15 protein-coding genes and 1 riboswitch are annotated in these 19,703 nt (G+C 73.2%); of the genes, 5 read left to right on the top strand and 10 right to left on the bottom strand.

Going from position 1 to position 19,703, the window contains the following annotated elements; genetic code table 11:
• Positions 1–33: 33 nt before the first annotated feature.
• The 4 genes from ABZ873_RS26365 to ABZ873_RS26350 form a co-directional block, all read right to left on the bottom strand.
• Complete coding sequence (locus ABZ873_RS26365) at positions 34–684, bottom strand: thymidine kinase (protein ID WP_360876495.1); 651 nt, start codon at positions 682–684, stop codon at positions 34–36.
• A gap of 62 nt (positions 685–746) precedes the next feature.
• A complete protein-coding gene (locus tag ABZ873_RS26360; RefSeq protein ID WP_360876492.1) occupies positions 747–1,949 on the bottom strand; it encodes a nucleotide pyrophosphatase/phosphodiesterase family protein in 1,203 nt (400 codons plus the stop codon).
• Positions 1,949–2,554: a DUF5998 family protein gene (locus ABZ873_RS26355; RefSeq protein ID WP_360876489.1), complete on the bottom strand. Its 606-nt coding sequence runs from the start codon at positions 2,552–2,554 to the stop codon at positions 1,949–1,951. The genes ABZ873_RS26360 and ABZ873_RS26355 overlap by 1 nt, the downstream gene beginning before the upstream one ends.
• A 41-nt stretch (positions 2,555–2,595) precedes the next feature.
• Positions 2,596–5,397, bottom strand: a complete 2,802-nt coding sequence (locus ABZ873_RS26350; RefSeq protein WP_360876485.1) for a GNAT family N-acetyltransferase — start codon at positions 5,395–5,397, stop codon at positions 2,596–2,598.
• 184 nt (positions 5,398–5,581) lie between these two features.
• On the opposite strand from ABZ873_RS26350, the gene ABZ873_RS26345 reads away from it, so the two are divergent.
• Complete coding sequence (locus tag ABZ873_RS26345) at positions 5,582–5,863, top strand: HPr family phosphocarrier protein (RefSeq protein WP_266783732.1); 282 nt, start codon at positions 5,582–5,584, stop codon at positions 5,861–5,863.
• A 237-nt stretch (positions 5,864–6,100) separates the two neighbouring features.
• On the opposite strand, the gene ABZ873_RS26340 is transcribed toward ABZ873_RS26345, so the two are convergent.
• The 4 genes from ABZ873_RS26340 to ABZ873_RS26325 all read right to left on the bottom strand — a co-directional run bounded on the left by ABZ873_RS26340 (position 6,101) and on the right by ABZ873_RS26325 (position 10,924).
• The gene (locus tag ABZ873_RS26340) at positions 6,101–6,772 is read right to left on the bottom strand and encodes a GntR family transcriptional regulator (protein ID WP_360876481.1); all 672 of its coding nucleotides are present in this window, start codon (positions 6,770–6,772) and stop codon (positions 6,101–6,103) included.
• 191 nt (positions 6,773–6,963) lie between these two features.
• Entirely contained in the window at positions 6,964–7,767 is an 804-nt protein-coding gene (locus ABZ873_RS26335) for a M23 family metallopeptidase (protein WP_360876478.1), read from the bottom strand.
• Positions 7,768–7,779: 12 nt separating this feature from the next.
• Positions 7,780–7,939, bottom strand: a riboswitch (cyclic di-AMP (ydaO/yuaA leader).
• Positions 7,940–8,177: 238 nt separating this feature from the next.
• Positions 8,178–9,545 (bottom strand): pitrilysin family protein, encoded by a 1,368-nt coding sequence (locus ABZ873_RS26330; protein ID WP_360876535.1) that lies wholly within the window; start codon positions 9,543–9,545, stop codon positions 8,178–8,180.
• A 20-nt stretch (positions 9,546–9,565) separates the two neighbouring features.
• A complete protein-coding gene (locus tag ABZ873_RS26325) occupies positions 9,566–10,924 on the bottom strand; it encodes a pitrilysin family protein (RefSeq protein ID WP_360876533.1) in 1,359 nt (452 codons plus the stop codon).
• Positions 10,925–11,191: 267 nt separating this feature from the next.
• Between ABZ873_RS26325 and ABZ873_RS26320 the strand changes: the two genes are divergently transcribed.
• Entirely contained in the window at positions 11,192–13,648 is a 2,457-nt protein-coding gene (locus tag ABZ873_RS26320) for a DNA topoisomerase IV subunit A (protein ID WP_360876475.1), read from the top strand.
• Positions 13,649–13,739: 91 nt separating this feature from the next.
• Positions 13,740–15,872, top strand: coding sequence for a restriction endonuclease (locus ABZ873_RS26315; protein WP_360876472.1), 2,133 nt, complete (start codon positions 13,740–13,742; stop codon positions 15,870–15,872).
• Here the strand turns inward: ABZ873_RS26315 and ABZ873_RS26310 are convergent.
• Both ABZ873_RS26310 and ABZ873_RS26305 read right to left on the bottom strand, forming a co-directional pair.
• Positions 15,869–16,999, bottom strand: coding sequence for a GTP-binding protein (locus tag ABZ873_RS26310; protein ID WP_360876468.1), 1,131 nt, complete (start codon positions 16,997–16,999; stop codon positions 15,869–15,871). The two genes, ABZ873_RS26315 and ABZ873_RS26310, sit on opposite strands and share 4 nt — an antisense overlap.
• A 26-nt stretch (positions 17,000–17,025) precedes the next feature.
• Positions 17,026–18,186, bottom strand: coding sequence for a citrate synthase/methylcitrate synthase (locus tag ABZ873_RS26305; RefSeq protein ID WP_360876465.1), 1,161 nt, complete (start codon positions 18,184–18,186; stop codon positions 17,026–17,028).
• Between the two features lie 80 nt (positions 18,187–18,266).
• Between ABZ873_RS26305 and ABZ873_RS26300 the strand changes: the two genes are divergently transcribed.
• Complete coding sequence (locus ABZ873_RS26300) at positions 18,267–19,505, top strand: citrate synthase (protein ID WP_360876463.1); 1,239 nt, start codon at positions 18,267–18,269, stop codon at positions 19,503–19,505.
• A gap of 37 nt (positions 19,506–19,542) precedes the next feature.
• Positions 19,543–19,703: transposase (locus tag ABZ873_RS26295; RefSeq protein WP_360876530.1), on the top strand; the 161-nt coding region annotated here is incomplete at its 3' end.

Genomic DNA, 19,703 nt, shown 5'->3' with positions numbered 1-19,703 from the left:
GCTATGCCCGCCCTGCCCGGGTGAGGGCGGATTTCAGCCGTGGTTGACCGGCAGTACGTCCGGGGACAGGGCGCCCGCGTGGGAAGCGGCGGAGGTCATGCGGCGGCGGTGGTGGCGGCGGCACAGGACCTCGTAGCCGACCTCGCCCTCCGGGCGGTTCACGTCGCCCACGACCACCTGGGCGCCTTCCACCACCATCTCCCCGCCCACCGTACGGGCGTTGTGCGTGGCGCGGGCCCCGCACCAGCACAGGGCCTCCACCTGGAGCTGTTCGATGCGGTCCGCCAGTTCGATCAGCCGCTGCGAGCCCGGGAAGAGCTTCGTCCGGAAGTCCGTGGTGATGCCGAAGGCGAAGACGTCCAGGCCGAGGTCGTCCACCACACGCGCCAGCTGGTCGATCTGCTCCGGGGCGAGGAACTGCGCCTCGTCCACGATCACGTAGTCCGCCTTGCCGCCCTTCGACAGCTCCGCGACGAGGTGGGCGTACACGTCCATCGCGTCCGTCACCTCCACCGCCTCCGTGACCAGCCCGAGGCGCGAGGACAGCTTGCCCTCGCCCGCCCGGTCCTGGCGGGTGAAGATGACGCCCTGCAGGCCGCGGGCCGAGCGGTTGTGGGTGATCTGAAGAGCGAGCGTGCTCTTTCCGCAGTCCATCGTTCCGGAGAAGAACACCAGCTCGGGCATGGGGAGTACGGGACCTTTCAGGTCAGGGCGTGGGACGGGACGGACAGGAGGCGGAGGGCGTGTCAGGTGCGGATTTCGAGCAGCGGCACGTACTGCTCCGCCGGCGTCATGGAGCCGTGCATTCCGGCGAGCGCCGACTCGTTCGGCTCGTTGCGCGAGGCGACGATCGCCGCATCGGTCTGCGCGGCCGCGACCACGTCGCCGATCCGCCCGAGCACCCGCTCGTCGACCTCGCCCGGCGCACCGAACCAGCCCAGCTCCAGGGCCTCCTCGCGGCTCGCGACCCAGAAGCGGTCGCCCAGCACCTCACGCCACACGGTCAGTACGTCGGCCTCCGCGCCCGGCACCGCGTACACATGCCGGGCCCGCCCCTCGCCGCCCAGCAGGGCGACCCCCGCACCCAGCTCCCAGTCCTCGTCGAAGTCGATCCGGGAGTCCTCGTCGAAGGGGACGTCGACCATGCCGTGGTCCGCGGTCACATACAGGGCGGTGCGCGGCGGCAGCTGCTCCGCGAGCCGCTGCACGAGCCGGTCCACGTACATCAGCTGGCCGCGCCAGGCGTCGGAGTCCACGCCGTGCCGGTGCCCGGCCCCGTCCAGCTCGCTGTAGTAGGTGTAGACGAGCGAGCGGTCCCCCGCCGCGAGGCGTTCGGCGGCGAGGTCCATGCGCTCCTCGCCGGTCGTCCGGCCGAGGAAGGTGCCGCCGCTCAGCGCGACCTTGGTCAGCGGGGTGGACTGGAAGGCGGGCGCGGACACCTGCGCGGTGGCCACCCCGGCCGAGTCGGCCTGCTGGAAGACGGTCGGGTAGGGCTGCCAGGGCTTGGGCGGGGTCCAGGGGTGCCAGCGCAGCTGGTTCATCAGCTCGCCGGTGGCCGGATTGCGCACGGCGTAACCCGGCAGGCCGTGGCGGGCCGGCGGCAACCCGGTGCCGACGGAGGCGAGCGAGGTGGCGGTGGTCGCCGGGAAGCCCGCGGTGATCGGGCGGCCGGTGCCGCCGCGCGAGCTGCCGAGGAGGGAGGCGAGGTAGGGGGCCTCGGCCGGGTGGGCCTTGATCTGCTCCCAGCCCATGCCGTCGACCAGGAAGACGCAGTTCCGGTCGGCCGGGGTGAGCTCGGTGATCGCGGCGGTGAATCCGGGCACGCCCTGCCCCGCCGCGAGCGTCGGCAGCAGGTCGGCGAGGGATCCGGAGCCGTACTCCGGGACGGGGGCGGCGGCCGGGTCCAGCAGGTCCGGCTCGGTCCAGTCCTGCGCCGCGGAGTACGTCATCAGCGGGCCGGGGTGGAGGTCGCCGCGGTGGCCTCGCTGAGCGCCTGCGCGAAGACCAGGGTCTGGCGGACCGCCTCGGGGCCGTCGCCGGCCTCGCTCACGCGCAGGCTGAGGTCGTCGGCGGTGGAGTTGCCGGTGTAGCCGTGGTCGGAGTCGCAGTTGGGGTCGCCGCAGGCGGCCGGCTCCAGGTCGATCCGGGAGACCGCGCCCCAGCCGATGGTCAGGACGACCTCGCGGGGCAGGGTGCCGGGGGTGTAGGACTCCGGGTTGGCGACGACCCGGCTCAGCACCACCGAGGAGATGCTGGAGAGCTTGACCGACTCGGTGGAGGTGGTCGCGTACGGGGACGGGGACCCGGCGTCGGCGGCCTGCTCGTCGGTGTGGCTGACGATGAAGCGGTTGCCGGTGAGGACGAGCACGGTGACGTGGCGGCGCACCTCGTTGGAGTCGAAGGTCGTCTCCTGGTGGACCAGGTACGACGAAATGGGCTCGCCGCCCACCGCGGCCTCCACCGCCTCGGCCACGAGGGCCGGGTAGTAGCCGCTGCGCTCGATCGCCGTGCGCAGCCCCTGGGTCGTCGTACCGGATTTCGCCATGGGGTCCATGGTAAGGCCCCCCGGGTGCCCTCATACCGCCCCGTGCCCGCTCAGTAACTGGGGAGCGTCCGGGGGCCGAGGTCGCCGCGGGCGGGCGGCCGGGCGACGCGGACGGTGGCGCCGAGGGCGGACACGCCCTCGGTGGCGACGACCACCGGTTCCAGGGTGACGCCGGTCACCTCGGGGTGGTCGTCGACCAGCCGGGACAGCCGCAGCAGCAGCTCCTCCAGGGCCGGGGTGTCCACGGGGTCGCTGCCGCGCCAGCCGAAGAGGAGGGGGGCGGCGCGGATGGAGCGGATCAGCCCGGCCGCGTCCCGGTCGGTGGCGGGGACCAGCCGGTGGGCGGTGTCCCCGAGCAGTTCGGAGGGCACCCCGGCCAGCCCGAAGGAGAGCACGGCGCCCGCGGCGGGGTCGATGACGGAGCGGACCACGGTGTCGACGCCCCGGGGTGCCATCGGCTGGATCACGGGCTGGAGCTCGGCGGCCTTGCCCAGCGTCTCGGTCAGCTCCTCGTACGAGCGCCGCAGCTCGGCCTCGTTCGTCAGGTCCAGGCGTACGCCGCCCAGGTCCGCGCGGTGCCGCAGGTGCGGGGCGGTGGTCTTGAGGGCCACCGGGTAGCCCAGGATCCGGGCGGCGCGGACGGCCGCGTCGGCGTCGGGGGCGGGCAGGGTGGGCAGGACGCGGATGCCGTAGCGCGCGAGCAGTTCGCGGGCGTCCGCGTCGGCCAGGGTGAGCACGGTGGCGGCGTCGGTCCCGGCCAGCAGCCCGGCCAGCTGGAGCGCGGCCCCGGCCTCGTCGATGTCCTCGTAGGCGGGGACCTGCCCGGCGGTGGCGGCGGCCCGCCGCCACTGCCCGTACCGGACGGCCTCGGCGACGGCCTTGACGGCCCGCTCGGCGGCGGGATAGCTGGGGATCCGGGGCACGGGACCGGCCGGGGCCAGGGGTGCCGGAGGTACCGGAGAGGCGAGGGAGCCGACGGGCTCGGACCCGGCATCGGGCGCGGCCGGCGCCGCGGCCTCGGGTCCGCGCGTCGCGGACAGGGCCTCCACCAGCTCGGCCAGTTCCACGTGCACGACGGCCACCGGCTTGCCGGGGGCCTCGGCGACGGCCCGCCGCAGGGCACCGGCCAGCTCGTCGGCGAGCGCGTGCTCGCCCACCCACGGGATGGCGGTGACCACCACGGCGTCGCAGTCGTCGGAGGCGAGCGCGGCGGCCAGGGCGGTACGGAAGTCCTCCGGCGCGGCGGCGGTGGTCAGGTCCAGCGGCGGCAGCGGCCGCAGCCCCTGGGCGAGGCAGGCGTCGTAGGTGAGCACCCCCAGGGACTCGGAGTTGCCGAGGATCGCGATGCGCGGCCCGGCCGGCAGCGGCTGCGAGGCCAGCAGCAGGCCGACGTCCACCAGCTCGGTCACGGTGTCGACGCGGATCACACCGGCCTGCCGCAGCAGCGCGGAGACGGTGGCCTCCGGCAGCCGGGTGCCGGGCACCACGAGCCCGGCGGGGGTGTGGCGGCCGCCTTTGGCGACGACGACGGGCTTGGCGGCGGCGGTGCGGCGGGCGAGCCGGGTGAACTTCCGCGGGTTGCCGAGGGTTTCGAGGTACATCAGGGCGACATCGGTGGCCTCGTCCTCGTCCCAGTACTGGAGGATGTCGTTGCCCGAGACGTCGGCCCGGTTGCCCGCCGAGACGAAGGAGGACAGCCCCTCGCCGCGCCGGATCAGCGCCGAGAGCAGGGCGATCCCGATCGCGCCGGACTGGGTGAACAGGCCGATCCGGCCCCGCGACGGCAGGGGTGCGGGCGTCAGCGAGGCGTTGAGCCCGACCTCGGGCGCGGTGTTGATCACCCCGTAGGCGTTGGGCCCGATGAGCCGCATCCCGTACGAGCGCACCTGGCGCACCAGTTCGCGCTGGCGGGCGAGCCCGGCCGGGCCGCTGTCCCCGTATCCGGCGGAGAGCACCACCAGCCCCTGCACCCCGTGCTCCCCGCAGGCGGCGACCGCCTCGGGGACCCGCGCGGCGGGGACGGCGATCACGGCGAGGTCCACCGGGGCCTCGACGGCGCCGATCGCGCGGTAGGCGCGGACCCCGTCGAGCAGGTCCTGACCGGCGGCCTCGTTCACGGCGTAGAGGTGGCCGCGGAAGCCGCTGTCGCGCAGATTGCGCAGGGCGGCGGCGCCCACGCCGGCGCCGGAGCGGCTGACTCCGATCACGGCCACCGAGCCGGGGGCCAGCAGCCGCTGGACGGAGCGGGCCTCGGCGCGCTGCTCGCGGGCGTGCTGGACGGCGAGGGATTCGGCGGTGGGTTCGAGGTCGAGGGTGAGGTGGACGGAGCCGTCCTCGAAGCTGCGCTTCTGCTGGTATCCGGCGTCCGTGAACACCTTGATCATCTTGCTGTTGGCGGGCAGCACCTCGGCGGCGAAGCGCCGGATGCCGCGCTCCCGGGCCACCGCCCCGATGTGTTCGAGGAGGGCGGAGGCCACCCCGCGGCCCTGGTGGGCGTCCTGGACGAGGAAGGCGACCTCGGCGGCGTCGGCGGGCGCGGAGGCGGGCCGGCCGTCGGGGCCGATCCGGTCGTAGCGGACGGTGCCGATGAACTCCTCGCCGACGGTCGCGGCGAGCCCGACCCGGTCCACGTAGTCGTGGTGCGTGAAGCGGTGGACGTCGCGGTCGGAGAGCCGGGGGTAGGGGGCGAAGAAGCGGTAGTACTTCGACTCGTCGGAGACCTGCTCGTAGAAGCTGACCAGCCGGCCCGCGTCCTCCGTGGTGATGGGCCTGATCCGGGCGGTGCCGCCGTCGCGGAGGACGACGTCCGCCTCCCAGTGGGCCGGGTAGGAGGGGTCCGACTCGATGGTCATGCGCCTACCCTACGGCCGGACCGGGCCGGGCAGCCCTCGCGCGGCGCGCACGGCGGGCCGGTGCGCGAGGTGCAAGCTGGGGTGGCTCGCACCACGGCGGGATCCGGGCGGGAGGCCGGACGGAGCATTCGGGGCGCCGTGAGAGACTGGTCTAGACAACCGTAAGAACCTGAAGGGCATCACCATGGCAGAGCGCCGCGTCAACGTCGGGTGGGCCGAGGGCCTGCACGCTCGTCCCGCCTCGATCTTCGTCCGTGCGACGACCGCTTCCGGCGTCCCGGTGACCATCGCGAAGGCCGGCGGCGACCCGGTCAACGCCGCCTCCATGCTGGCGGTCCTGGGCCTGGGCGCCCAGGGCGGCGAGGAGATCGTCCTCGCCTCCGACGCCGAGGGCGCGGAGGCCGCGCTGGACCGCCTCGCGAAGCTGGTCGCCGAGGGCCTGGAAGAGCTCCCCGAGACGGTCTGATCCTTCGGGTCCGCCGCCCGCGGACAGGACCCGAGCGGTACGCGGCGGAGCCGCGGCCCCCGGCGCGACGGGAGCCGCGGCTCCGCCGTTCTCGTGTGTACGGGGAATGCGCGCGCGGCGCAATTACGGCAGGCCGGAATTCACGCGGGCCCGGCGAATTCCGGCGGCCCGAATTCACCGGGTGCGGGGAATTCCGGGCAGCCGCCCGCGATTTCCGTCCTTTGTATACGGCTCCTGTTAATGCCGGCCGCTCGGCATGTTGACGGCAGGTTGCGAACTGCTCACCGCCGGACGCGGCCGGTGCGCCCCCGCCGCCCGCTCGGCATGGGCCGCGGCCAGGGCCCGCGCCCGCTCCGCGTCCCCGCGCGCCACCGCGTCCACCAGCGCGCCGTGCTCCGCCCAGCACTCCACGGGCCGGGCCGGCGCCTCCACCAGGTACATCCAGGCGATCTTGTGCCGCATCTGCGTCAGCAGCGCGATCAGGCCGGGGCTGCCGGAAGCCTGGGCCAGGGTCTCGTGGAACCAGCCGCCCAGGGACCGCAGATCCTCCCCCTGGCCGCGCCTGGCCCGCTCCTGCCCCAGTCTGACCAGCCCGCGCAGCACCTTGAGGTGGCCGTCGGTGCGCCGGCGGGCCGCCCGCGCCGCGGCCAGGGGCTCCAGCAGCACCCGTAGCTCCAGGAGGTCCGCGGCCTCCTGCGCGGTCGGCTCGGCCACACAGGCCCCCGCGTGCCGCCGCGTGGTCACGAAGCCCTCGGACTCCAGGGTCCGCAGGGCCTCGCGGACCGGGACGCGCGAGACGCCGTACCGGCGGGCCAGGACCTCCTCGGTCAGCCGGCTCCCCGGCTCGAACACCCCGGAGACGATGTCGTCGCGGATCGCTGTGCATACCGCGTGCGCGGGAATACGCAAGACCGGACCTCCGCCCATTTCCGACTGCCTGCCACAATGCCCGCGCGGGCGCGCGTCACAACTCTATTGCAGCACACCATAATTTCGAGAGCGGACGGAAATCCGTAACATTGCGCGGAGGCGCGAAAACGCCAGGACCCCGGCTCGGTGCGAGCCGGGGTCCTGGCGTGAAGCGGAAGGGTGCGCGGGTGTCAGAGGCTGACGCCGTGCGAGCGCAGGTAGGCGATCGGGTCCATGTCCGAGCCGTACTGCGAGCCGGAGCGGGCCTCGAAGTGCAGGTGCGGGCCGCTGGAGTTGCCCGTGGAGCCCGACAGGCCGATCTGCTGGCCCGGGGTGACCTGCTGGCCGACGGAGACGCTCAGCGAGGACATGTGGCCGTACTGCGTGTAGGTGCCGTCGTTGTGCTTGATGACGACGTTGTTGCCGTACGCACCGCCCCAGCCGGCCTCGACGACGGTGCCGACGCCCACGGCGTGGACCGAGGTGCCGGAGGCCGCGTGGAAGTCGATGCCCGTGTGGCTGCCGGAGGACCACATGCCGCCGCCGGCCTTGTACTGGGTGCTGACGTAGGAGTCGTCGAGCGGTGAGACGAAGGTGTTGAGGCGCTTGCGCTCCTCCTCGCGGGCCGCACGCTCGGCGGCCTCCCGCTCGGCCTTGGCCTTGGCCTCGGCGAGGCGCTTGCCCTCGGCGGCCTTCTGCTTGGCCTCGGCCTCGGCCTGCGCCTGGGCGGCGGCGTGGTCGGCCACCCGCTGCTGGGACACGGCCTGGTCGGCGAGGTCGCCCGCGAGCTCGTCGGCGACGACGACGGCGCCGAGGGCGTTGCCGGCGGCGGGGCTGCTGCTGTGGTTGTCCGCGGCGAAGGCCGGGGCGGCGAGGGAGCCGACGACACCCGTCGTGGCGATCGCGGCGATACCGGCGTAACCGGCGGTCTTCTTGCTCAGGCGGCTGGAACCACGGTGCTTGCCGGTACCAGCGGGACGACTGCCAAACGCCATGAAGGGGTTGATCCTTTCCTTCCTTCTCGCCTACCGGGTTAGCTGACGGGTTCGGAGCAGGAAGGTCTCCTACGGGCCTCCTCTGGCGAGGGGGTCCGATTCACCCCAGGGACACAAGTGGGTCCCCGGCTCCCCAGGCTCGCGCCTGACGGGGACTCGGCGATCGCTGTCCGGTGCCGCGGGTGCGGCGGTCACGACTGACGAACAGCACGGATGACGCTAGGCGGATCATCAGCCGATCACCAAACAGACGCGCGTTTTTGTTGCGTACGCCACATCACATACGAGCTGCCACACCACTAAACGGACAAAAGAGTTCCGGCGGAGGTTCCGCCGGAGCTCTTTGTGGGGCGCATACCGCGCGCTTGCCGGGCCCTTGCCGTGCCCTTGCCGGGCCCTTGTGGGACGCGTCAGTTGGTGACGACGCTGACCTCTCCGATACCGAGGGCCCGCACGGGCTCCTCGATGACCGTCGCGTCGCCCACCAGCACCGTGACCAGCCGGTCCGCCGGGAACGCCTTCACGACCGCCGTGGTGGCCTCCACGGTGCCCGTCTCGGCCAACTGCGCGTACAGCCGCGCCTGGTAGTCGTCCGGCAGCTCCTGCTCGACCTGGTCGGCGAGCGTGCCCGCGACCGAGGCCGCCGTCTCGAACTTCAACGGGGCCACGCCCACCAGGTTCTGCACGGCCACGTCCCGCTCGGCGTCGGTCAGCCCGCCCTCCGCCAGGACGCGGAGCACCTTCCACAGGTCCTCGAGCGCCGGGCCGGTGTTGGGGGTGTCCACCGAGCCGCTGATGGCGAGCATCGAGGCGCCCTTGCCGTCGGCGGTGGAGCGCAGCACCTGCCCGAAGGCGCGCACGCCGTAGGTGTACCCCTTCTCCTCGCGCAGCACCTTGTCCAGGCGGGAGGTGAGGGTGCCGCCCAGGCAGTACGTGCCGAGCACCTGGGCCGCCCAGACGCTGTCGTGGCGGTCCGCCCCGATCCGGCCGATCAGCAGCTGGGTCTGCACGGCGCCGGGCCGGTGGACGATGACCACGCGGCCGGTGTCGTCGGCCGTCACCGGCGGCACCGGGCGGGCCTCGGCGGTGTTGCCCGTCCAGGCGCCCAGGGTGTCCGCGAGGACGGCGTCCAGGTCGATCCCCGTCAGGTCGCCCACGACCACCGCGGTGGCCGTGGCGGGGCGTACGTGGGCCTCGTAGAAGGCGCGTACGGCGGCGGAGTCGATCCGGGCCACCGTCTCCTCGGTGCCCTGGCGCGGCCGGGACATCCGCAGCGAGGCCGGGAACAGCTCCTTGGAGAGCTGCTTGGCGGCGCGGCGCTGCGGGTTGGCCAGCTCGTGCGGGATCTCGTCGAGCCGGTTGCGGACCAGGCGGTCCACCTCGGCGTCGGCGAAGGCGGGGGCGCGCAGCGCCTCGGCCAGCAGCCCCAGCGCCTTGCCCAGCCGGGAGGCCGGGACCTCCAGGGAGACCCGCAGGCCCGGGTGGTCGGCGTGCGCGTCGAGGGTGGCGCCGCAGCGCTCCAGCTCGGCGGCGAACTCCTCGGCGGAGTGCTTGTCGGTGCCCTCGGAGAGCGCGCGCGCCATGATGGTCGCCACGCCGTCCAGGCCCTCGGGCTCGGCGTCGAGCGGGGCCGCGAGGTTGACCTCCACCGCGACGACCTGCTGGCCGGGCCGGTGGCAGCGCAGCAGGGTCAGGCCGTTGGGCAGCTCCCCGCGCTCGGGGGCCGGGAAGGCCCACGGCTGCGGCTCCCCCGCCTGCGGGCGCGGGTGGAAGGTCATCGTGACGGCTGCGGTGTCGCTCACTGCTCCGCCCCCTCGTTCTCGTCGGACTCGGCGTGCAGGTCGGACTCGGCGTCCTCGGCGGCCAGCGGCTCGTAGACGAGCACCGCGCGGTTGTCCGGGCGCAGCCGGGCCGCGGCCACGGCCTGCACCTCCTCGGGGGTGATGTCGAGGACGCGCTGCACGGCGGTGAGCGCCAGCTGCGGGTCGCCGAAGAGCACCGCGTAGCGGCACAGTTCGTCGGCGCGCCCGGCCACCGTGCTCAGCCGGTCCAGCCATTCGCGCTCCAGCTGCGCCTGGGCGCGCTCCATCTCCTCGGCGGTCGGGCCCTCGGCGGCGAACCGCGCCAGCTCCTCGTCCACGGCCGCCTCGATGGCGGGGATCTCCACGCCGCTGGAGGTCTTGACGTCCAGCCAGCCCAGCGAGGGGGCACCGGCCAGGCGCAGCATGCCGAAGCCGGCCGCGACGGCCGTCTGGTCGCGGCGTACCAGGCGGTTGTGCAGCAGCGAGGACTCGCCGCCGCCCAGGATGGTCAGCGCCACGTCGGCGGCGTCGCACTCGCGGGTGCCGTCGTGCGGGAGCCGGTAGGCAGCCATCAGGGCGCGCGCCGGGACCTCCTCGACGATCTCCTCGCGCAGCTGCTCCCCGATGACCTCGGGCAGCGAGCCGTCGCGCGGCGGCTGCTTGCCGTCGTGCGAGGGGATGGTGCCGAAGTACTTCTCGATCCAGGCGAGGGTCCGCTCCGGGTCGATGTCCCCGACGACCGACAGCACCGCGTTGTTGGGCGCGTAGTACGTACGGAAGAACGCGCGCGCGTCCTCCAGCGAGGCGGCGTCCAGGTCGGCCATGGAGCCGATCGGGGTGTGGTGGTAGGGGTGGCCCTCGGGATAGGCGAGGGCGGTCAGCCGCTCGAAGGCGGTGCCGTACGGCACGTTGTCGTAGCGCTGGCGCCGCTCGTTCTTGACGACGTCGCGCTGGTTCTCCATGGACTCCTCGTCCAGGGCGGCCAGCAGGGAACCCATCCGGTCCGCCTCCAGCCAGAGCGCGAGCTCCAGCTGGTGGGTCGGCATCGTCTCGAAGTAGTTGGTGCGCTCGAAGCTGGTGGTGCCGTTCAGGGAGCCGCCGGCACCCTGGACCAGCTCGAAGTGGCCGTTGCCGGGTACGCTCGCGGAGCCCTGGAACATCAGGTGCTCGAAGAGGTGAGCCAGACCGGTACGTCCCTTGACTTCGTGGCGCGAGCCGACGTCGTACCAGAGGCAGACGGCGGCGACCGGGGTCAGGTGGTCCTCGGAGAGCACCACCCGCAGGCCGTTGGCCAGCCGGTGCTCGGTCGCTGTCAGGCCGCCGGAGCCGGCCTGGGCTGTGGCCGTGTGACCCATGGGCATGTGGTCCCTTCGATCGCGATACAGAGATTTCTTGCAGACCTGCCACTGTATGCAAGCGCGTCGGCCGCCGGATAAGTTCCCGGCCCAGACCTGGGTCGGAGTCGGCGTTGTCGGCGCCTCGGGACACAATGGTCGGCGTCATGACCCCGCCGGACACCTGCACGACCCGGCCGCACCACCCGCACGACCCGTCTCGACCGCCCCACCCGCCCCACCCGCCAGACACCAGCACACCCCATTTGGTTAAGGAGCCGCGCAGCGATGGCCCGCCGCAGCACGAAGACCCCGCCGCCGGAGGATTTCGAGGAGAGGATCCTCGACATCGACGTCGTCGACGAAATGCAGGGCTCCTTCCTCGAGTACGCGTACTCGGTGATCTACTCCCGTGCCCTGCCCGACGCCCGGGACGGCATGAAGCCGGTGCACCGCCGCATCGTCTACCAGATGAACGAGATGGGCCTGCGGCCCGACCGCGGCTACGTCAAGTGCGCCCGTGTCGTCGGCGAGGTCATGGGCAAGCTCCACCCGCACGGCGACGCGTCGATCTACGACGCGCTGGTGCGCATGGCCCAGCCCTTCTCGATGCGGCTGCCGCTGGTCGACGGCCACGGCAACTTCGGTTCCCTCGGCAACGACGACCCGCCGGCCGCCATGCGGTACACCGAGTGCCGGATGGCCGACGCCACCTCGCTGATGACGGAGTCGATCGACGAGGACACCGTCGACTTCACCGCCAACTACGACGGCCAGGAGCGCGAGCCGGTCGCCCTGCCCGCCGCGTACCCGAACCTGCTGGTCAACGGCGCGTCCGGAATCGCCGTCGGCATGGCGACGAACATGCCGCCGCACAACCTCGGCGAGGTCATCGCCGCCGCCCGCCACCTGATCCGCCACCCGCACGCGGACCTGGAGGCGCTGATGCGCTTCGTACCGGGTCCCGACCTGCCCACCGGCGGCCGGATCGTCGGCCTCGCGGGCATCAAGGACGCCTACGAGAAGGGCCGCGGCTCCTTCAAGATCCGCGCGACGGTGGCCGTGGAGAACGTGACGGCCCGCCGCAAGGGCCTGGTCGTCACCGAACTGCCCTTCACCGTCGGCCCCGAGAAGGTCATCGCCAAGATCAAGGACCTGGTCGGCTCGAAGAAGCTCCAGGGCATCGCCGACGTCAAGGACCTCACCGACCGCGCGCACGGCCTGCGCCTCGTCATCGAGATCAAGAACGGCTTCCACCCGGAGGCCGTCCTGGAGCAGCTCTACAAGCTGACGCCGATGGAGGAGTCCTTCGGCATCAACAACGTGGCGCTCGTGGACGGCCAGCCGCTCACCCTCGGCCTCAAGGAGCTGCTGGAGGTCTATCTCGACCACCGCTTCGAGGTCGTCCGGCGGCGCAGCGAGTTCCGCCGCACCAAGCGCCGGGACCGGCTGCACCTCGTCGAGGGCCTGCTGGTGGCCCTGATCGACATCGACGAGGTCATCCGCCTCATCCGCGACAGCGAGAACTCCGCCCAGGCCAAGGCCCGGCTGATCGAGCGCTTCTCGCTGAGCGAGACGCAGACCCAGTACATCCTGGACACCCCGCTGCGCCGGCTCACCAAGTTCGACCGCCTGGAGCTGGAGTCCGAGCGCGACCGGCTGACCGGCGAGATCGACGAGCTGACCGGGATCCTGGAGTCCGACAACGAGCTGCGCAAGCTCGTCTCCTCGGAACTGGCCGCGGTCGCGAAGAAGTTCGGCACCGCGCGGCGTACGGTCCTGCTGGAGTCGGCGGGCACCGCGGTGGCGGCCGTTCCGCTGGAGGTCGCGGACGACCCGTGCCGGGTGCTGCTGTCCTCGACGGGGCTGCTGGCCCGCACCGCGAACGGCGACCCGCTCCCGCTGGAGGAGGACGGCTCGCGCTCCAAGCACGACCTGGTGGTCTCGCAGGTCGCGGCGACCGCGCGGGCCGATGTCGGCGTCGTCACCTCGGCCGGGCGGCTGCTGCGGCTCTCGGTGATCGACCTGCCGCAGCTGCCGGACACCCACGCCGCGCCGAACCTGGCGGGCGGGGCGCCGCTCGCCGAGTTCCTCTCGGGGCTCGACCCGGACGAGAAGGTGGTCTGCCTGACCTCGCTCGACGAGTCCTCGCAGGGCCTCGCGCTGGGCACCGAGCAGGGCGTGGTCAAGCGTGTGGTGCCGGACTACCCGGCCAACAAGGAGGAGCTGGAGGTCATCGCCCTCCGGGACGGCGACCGGATCGTGGGCGGCGTCGAGCTGCGCACGGGTGAGGAGGACCTGGTCTTCATCACCGACGACGCCCAGCTGCTGCGCTACCCGGCGGCGCAGGTGCGCCCGCAGGGCCGTCCGGCGGGCGGCATGGCCGGCATCAAGCTGTCGGAGAACGCCAAGGTGATCCACTTCTCGGCCGTGGACCCGGGCCGGGAGGCCGTGGTGTTCACGGTGGCCGGCTCGCAGGGGACCCTGGACGACTCCCAGATCTCCGGCAAGCTGACCCCCTTCGACCAGTACCCGCGCAAGGGCCGCGCCACCGGCGGCGTGCGCTGCCAGCGCTTCCTCAAGGGCGAGGACCTGCTGGTCCTGGCCTGGGCGGGCGGTACGCCGGCCCGCGCGGCCGCGGCGAACGGCACCCCGGCCGAACTGCCGGCGACGGACCCGCGCCGGGACGGCTCGGGGACGGCCCTGCCCGCGGTGGTCGCGGTGCTGGCGGGACCCGCGCTGTAGCCCGCGCTTCGGGGTGTCCGGACCGGAACCGGACACCCCGTTCGCCGACTAGTGTTTTCCTCCTGTACGCGGTGGGGGGAGAACACGACTGATGAGCCGTCGAGCGGGCAGCGGACTGATCGGGAACTGGGCGGAGGCGCAGCGCCGCCAGCAGCAGACACAGCTGATCCAGCAGCGCGAGGCCGAACGCCGGCAGCGGGCCTACGAGCGCGAGTACCAGCGGGAGGCCGACCGCGGCCACCGGCAGTACCGCGAGGCCGAGGCCCGGCGGCGTACCGAACAGCTCGACGCCGAGGTGGCCGCCCTCAAGGGGCTGCTGGTCGCGGGCTGCCGGGCGCCCGCCTTCCGGATAGCCGCCCTGGCCCGGCCCGAGCAGCTGGAGCCCTTCGCCCCGGGGAACCTGGCCCATCCGGTGCCGCTGCCCCGCATCGAGCAGTTCCAGCAGCAGAGCAGCGGCTGGACCCTCGGCTCGAACCACCGGGCCCGCGCCGAGCGTGAGGCCCACGCCCGCTACACCCAGGCATGGCAGGCGGCGAGCGCGGCCGAGGCGCAGCGCCAGCAGCAACTCGCCGCGTACCGGCAGCAGTACGACCGGTGGGCGGCGCAGCAGCTCGCCGGGATACGGGAGCACAACAGCGGGCTGACCGAGCTGACGGCGGCCCTGCGTGCGGGCGACCCGGAGGCCGCGGTCGAGTACTTCTCGGCGGCGCTGTACGCGTCGGCGGCCTGGCCGGAGTCCCTGCCGCGGCAGGTGGCGGCGGCGTACGACCCGGCCCCGCGCCAGCTCGTCCTGGACTGGGAGCTGCCCGGCTTCGCGGTGGTACCGGAGGCCAGGGCCGTGCAGTACCTGCCGAGCACGGACCAGGACCGGATCAAGCCGCGCTCGGCCACGGAGCGCCGGGGCGTCTACAAGGACCTCCTCGCGCAGTGCATGCTGCTGGTGGTGCGGGAGCTGTACGCGGCGGACGAGTTCGGCGTACTGGACTCGGTCGTGGTCAACGGATTCGTGGACTGCCACGATCCGGCGACGGGCCAGGAGGCCCGGTTCATGCTGGCCACCGTGCCGGCGGAGCGGGCCGCCTTCACGGGGCTGCGGCTGCAGCAGGTCAGCGCGGTGGACTGCCTGGTCTCGGGCCTGGGCGGGCAGGTGTCGGCGCGGCCGGACCAGCTGACGCCGGTGCGTCCGGGGCGCCGACCCGACGAGGTGGGCGGCGGGGTGGTCAGCCACGGCGGGCACGCGGCCGGGGCGGGCGGGGGCGGCGGGGACGAGGAACCGGACCTGTTCGCGATGGACCCGATCGACTTCGAGAACCTGGTCGCGGAGCTGTTCCGGGCGATGGGCATGGAGGCGGTGACCACCCAGCGCTCGGGCGACGGCGGGGTGGACGTGGAGGCGCTGGACCCGGCTCCGATCCGGGGCGGGCGGATCGTGGTCCAGGTCAAGCGGTACCGCAACACCGTGCCGCCGACGGCGGTGCGGGACCTGTACGGCACGGTCCAGGACGCGGGGGCGAACAAGGGGGTGCTGGTCACCACCTCGTCCTTCGGACCGGGTTCCTACACCTTTGCCAACGGCAAGCCGCTGGAATTGGTTCCCGGGGTCCAGCTGGTGGAGCTGCTGCACCAGTACGGGCTGCGGGGACGCCTGGGCGAGCGCGGCAGCGGGGGCGGGGCCGGGAACGCGGCGGCCGCGGCGCGGGCGGCGGAGCGGCAGCAGCCGGCCCCCGAGGCTCCCGCGGCGGACCACAACGTGCTCGGCATGTCCTGGGCGGGCCCGGTCTCCCTGGACGTGTGCGCGCTCGTCTGCTCGGGGAACCGGGTGCTCAGCGAGGACCACTTCGTGTTCTACAACAACCCGCGCACCCCGGACGGTTCGGTGCGCTCGCGCGCCCACACCGCCCCCGACCGCGCGGCCCTGGAGGTCTCCTTCGAGTCCCTTCCGGCGGGGGCCGACCGGCTCGTGCTGGTGGCCGCCGTCGACCCGGAGGTGGACCCGGACGCCGACCTGGCCGGATTCACCGAGGCCCGGATCCGGCTGCTGGACGCGGCGGGGGCGGAGGCCGGACAGCTGGAGGTCTCCGACGGCCGCGCCGGGGAGACCGCGCTGGTACTGGGCTCCTTCCGGCGGCGGCCCAACGGCGACTGGGACTTCGTGGTCGGCGGCAAGGGCTACCGGGGCGGCCTGGTGGACCTGCTGGGCGACTTCGGGGTGGAGGTCGCCTAGAGCCCGGTGTCGCCGGCCTGCTGCGGCTCGTCCCCGGCCGGCCCGTCCCCGGCCGGGGGCTGCTCCTCGGCCGGGGGCTGCTCCTCGGCCGGGGGCTGGGCGACGTACCGCAGGACGCCCCACATGCTCTCGGGGCGCACCTCCCGCGGGAACTCCTCCCGGCAGAGCGCCAGCTCGTCCAGGAGGGCCGCCCCGTCCGTTCCGGAGCCGATCAGGACCAGCTGCGTCCGGCGTGCCTCGCCCTTCCCCCACGGGCGCGGCGCGAAGCGGAGGAAGCGGCCCACCGCGTGCACCTCGTAGCACTCCTCGTGCTCCGGCACCCCGAACCACACGAAGCCCTTGATCCGGTACAGCCCGGCCGGGCGGCGGTCGAGGAAGTCCATGAACCGGCGCGGGGACAGCGCCTGGTCCGAGGTGAACTCCGTGCTCTCGTAGGCGGTGTGCGCGTGGGTGCAGTGGTCGTGGCCGTCCGGGTGCGCGAGCAGGTCCTCGAAGGAGAGCTGGCCCCGGGTCTCGGTCCAGGGCCGTCGGTCGAAGAGCAGTTCCGGGTCGATCCGGCCGTGGTCGGCTCCCACGACCGGGGTGCCGGGGGCGCAGAGCGCGGCGAGTTCGCCCTCGATCCTGGCCCGTTCGCCGCCGTCGACGCGGTCGGTCTTGTTGAGCACCACGAGGTCCGCGACGGCCAGATGGCGGTCGGTCTCCGGGTGCCGGGCCCGGGTCGCGTCGAACTCGGCGGCGTCCACGACCTGCACCATCCCGCCGTAGCGGACGGCAGGGTTCTCGCTGGCCATCAGCATCCGGATCATCTCCTGGGGCTCGGCCAGGCCGCTCGCCTCGATGACGATCACGTCGATCCGGTGGGCGGGGGCGGACAGCTTCTCCAGGTAGGCGTCCAGTTCGCTGCCGTCGACGGCGCAGCAGAGACAGCCGCCGCCGAGGGAGACCATCGAGTCACCGACCTGGCCCGCCACGGACATGGCGTCGACCTCGATCGACCCGAAGTCGTTGACGACGACGCCGATACGGGTGCCACCGCGGCTCGCGAGGAGGTGGTTCAGCACGGTGGTCTTGCCGGATCCGAGGAATCCGGCGAGCACGACGACGGGGATGGGCTGCCTGCTGTTCACCCTGCCGATCGTAACCAGGCCGGGCGTCAGCCGATGAGCGGCACCGGCTGCGGCGGGGTGGGGCCCGTGTACCGGGCGGCCGGACGGATGATCTTCGAATCGGCGGCCTGCTCCAGGATGTTCGCGCTCCAGCCGATCACCCGGGCCGCGCAGAAGGTCGGCGTGAACATCTCCCGCGGCAGCCCGCACAGCTCCATGACCACCCCGGCGTAGAACTCCACATTGGTGTGCAGTTCGCGGCCCGGCTTGAGCTCGGCCAGGATCTCCTCCACCTGCCGCTCCACCTCGACGGCGAAGTCCACGAGGGGTCCGCCGAAGCCGAGGGCGATCTCGCGCAGCATGCGCGAGCGGGGGTCCTCGGTGCGGTAGACGGGGTGCCCGAAGCCCATGATCCGGTCACCGGCGAGCACCCGTTCGCGGATCCACGGCCCGATCCGGTCCACGGTCCCGATCGCGTCGAGGGTGTCCAGGGCCCGGCTGGGGGCGCCGCCGTGCAGCGGTCCGGAGAGCGCGCCGACGGCCCCCGTCAGGCAGGCCGCGACATCGGCGCCGGTGGAGGCGATCACCCGGGCGGTGAAGGTGGAGGCGTTGAACCCGTGGTCGACGGTGGAGATCAGGTACCGCTCGACCGCCCGGACCCGCGCCGGGTCGGGCTCCTCACCGGTCAGCATGTAGAGGTAGTTGGCGGCGTACGGAAGATCCTCGCGCGGCTCGACCGGCTCCAGTCCCTGGCCGAGCCGGTGCAGGGCGGTCAGCAGGGTCGGTACGGCGGCGCAGGCGGCCAGCGCGTCGGCCGCCCGGCGGTCCGGATCGAGGTCGTAGACGGGCCGGAAGCCGGCGGCGGCACCGAGCAGCGAGAGCGCGGTCCGCAGCCCGGCGAGCGGCCCGGAGAGCCGCCCGGCACGGGCGACCCCCGGCAGGGCCTCCCGCACCTCGCCCGGCAGCCGCCGCAGCGCGGCGGTCTCGGCGACGAACGCGTCCCGCTCGGCGGCGTCGGCGGGCAGGGCACCCCGGAACATCAGATGCCATACGTCCTCGAAGCCGCGGCTCGCCGCCAGCTCCACCGCCGAGTACTGCCGGTAGTGGTAGAAGCCCTCCCGCCCACGGACGTCCCCCAGCTCGGTGGTGGTGACCACGACTCCCGCAAGCCCGCGGGGCCCTTCGATGGTGCTGTCAATGAGGTTCATACACAAACCATCGATGATGCATGGAATCACTGTCAATATTGATCCAATCAACATGCCTACTCATCGGTAGAGTGACCGCCATGACCGATCAGACGGACGGCGGACGCAGGCTCAGCACCCAGGAGGCGGCCCGAGTGCTCGGCGTGAAGCCGGCCACCGTGTACGCCTACGTCAGCCGGGGCCAGCTCACCAGCCGCCGCGATCCGGCAGGGCGGGGCAGCAGCTTCGACGCCGCCGAGGTGGCGGACCTGGCCCGGCGCAGCCGACGCGAGGCGGCGGCCCCCGCCGGCGGGGAGCTCTCCGTCCGCACAGCTCTCACCCTCATCGAGCCCGACCGCTACTACCTCCGGGGCGTCGACGCCGTGGCCCTGGCCTCGCGGTACCGCTACGAGGAGGTCGCAGAATGGCTCTGGACGGGCAAGCTCGCGCCCGGCGCGGTGTTCACCGCACCTCCGGAGGCACTGGCGGCGGCGGGACGGGCGGTCGCGGCGCTACCGGAACACAGCGGCCCCATCGACCGCCTACGGGTGGCGGTGGCCGCCGCGGCGGTGGCGGACCCCCTCCGCTTCGACCTCTCCGAGGAGGCCGTCCTCGGCTCGGCCCGCTGCCTGATCCCCACCCTGGTCGGCGCGCTCCCGGAAAAGGCGGCCCCCTCCTGGCCCGGTGACGGCCGGATCTCCCGCCGCCTGTGGTCCCGCCTCACGGCACGGGAGCCGGACCCCGACGCCCTCGCCGTCCTCGACCTGGCCCTGTCCCTCCTGGTCGACCACGACCTGGCCGCCTCCACCCTGGCCGTACGCGTCGCAGCCTCGGCCCGCGCCCACCCGTACGCGGCCGTATCGGCGGGCCTCGGCGCCCTCGAAGGCCCCCTGCACGGCGCGGCGGGCCGCCTGGCGCACCGGATGCTGAGGGAGGTCCTGGAACAGGGCAGCGCGGCACCGGTAGTAGCGGAATACCTCCGCGCGGGCCGCCGCGTCCCGGGCCTGGGCCACCGCCTCTACCGAGCCGAGGACCCCCGCGCCACCGCCCTCTTCGCCCGCCTCGAAGAACTCCCGCATGCCGCGCCGGCCCTGACCGCGGCACGCGAGGTAGCCACGACGATGGCCCGCCAACGCGACCTCCACCCCAACGTGGACCTGGCCCTGGCCGTCCTCACCGTCTCCTCCGACATGCCGCCCGAGTCCGGCGAAACAATCTTCGCCATCTCCCGCACAGCAGGCTGGATCGCCCACGCCCTGGAGGAATACCAAGCCCCTCCTCTCCGCATGCGCCCCACCGGCCACTACGAGGGCCCCACCCCACCCCAACCCCTCCCCTAGGGCGTGTCCGCAATGTGGATCGGTCGTTACTCCGTTCGTGGTGCGACGTCATGAACTGACCGATCAGGCATGGGAAGTCATCGGGCCGTTGCTGGCTCCGCCTCGGATGGGCCGGCCGGTTCGGGACCGGAGGCAGGTACTGAACGGGATCCTGTGGAAGCTGTCCACGGGTGCGGCCTGGCGGGACCTGCCGGAACG

The organism is Streptomyces sp. NPDC047014 (assembly GCF_040644195.1).
Taxonomy (GTDB): Bacteria; Actinomycetota; Actinomycetes; order Streptomycetales; family Streptomycetaceae; genus Streptomyces.
This window is presented reverse-complemented; position numbering and strand designations above follow the sequence as displayed.

Excerpts from the sequence above, each read along its gene's own strand:
- ABZ873_RS26365 (WP_360876495.1), bottom strand. The coding sequence starts at position 684 with ATGCCCGAGCTGGTGTTCTTCTCCGGAACGATGGACTGCGGAAAGAGC.
- ABZ873_RS26360 (WP_360876492.1), bottom strand. The coding sequence starts at position 1,949 with ATGACGTACTCCGCGGCGCAGGACTGGACCGAGCCGGACCTGCTGGAC.
- ABZ873_RS26355 (WP_360876489.1), bottom strand. The coding sequence starts at position 2,554 with ATGGACCCCATGGCGAAATCCGGTACGACGACCCAGGGGCTGCGCACG.
- ABZ873_RS26350 (WP_360876485.1), bottom strand. The coding sequence starts at position 5,397 with ATGACCATCGAGTCGGACCCCTCCTACCCGGCCCACTGGGAGGCGGAC.
- ABZ873_RS26345 (WP_266783732.1), top strand. The coding sequence starts at position 5,582 with ATGGCAGAGCGCCGCGTCAACGTCGGGTGGGCCGAGGGCCTGCACGCT.
- ABZ873_RS26335 (WP_360876478.1), bottom strand. The coding sequence starts at position 7,767 with ATGGCGTTTGGCAGTCGTCCCGCTGGTACCGGCAAGCACCGTGGTTCC.
- ABZ873_RS26330 (WP_360876535.1), bottom strand. The coding sequence starts at position 9,545 with ATGACCTTCCACCCGCGCCCGCAGGCGGGGGAGCCGCAGCCGTGGGCC.
- ABZ873_RS26325 (WP_360876533.1), bottom strand. The coding sequence starts at position 10,924 with ATGGGTCACACGGCCACAGCCCAGGCCGGCTCCGGCGGCCTGACAGCG.
- ABZ873_RS26320 (WP_360876475.1), top strand. The coding sequence starts at position 11,192 with ATGGCCCGCCGCAGCACGAAGACCCCGCCGCCGGAGGATTTCGAGGAG.
- ABZ873_RS26315 (WP_360876472.1), top strand. The coding sequence starts at position 13,740 with ATGAGCCGTCGAGCGGGCAGCGGACTGATCGGGAACTGGGCGGAGGCG.
- ABZ873_RS26305 (WP_360876465.1), bottom strand. The coding sequence starts at position 18,186 with ATGAACCTCATTGACAGCACCATCGAAGGGCCCCGCGGGCTTGCGGGA.
- ABZ873_RS26300 (WP_360876463.1), top strand. The coding sequence starts at position 18,267 with ATGACCGATCAGACGGACGGCGGACGCAGGCTCAGCACCCAGGAGGCG.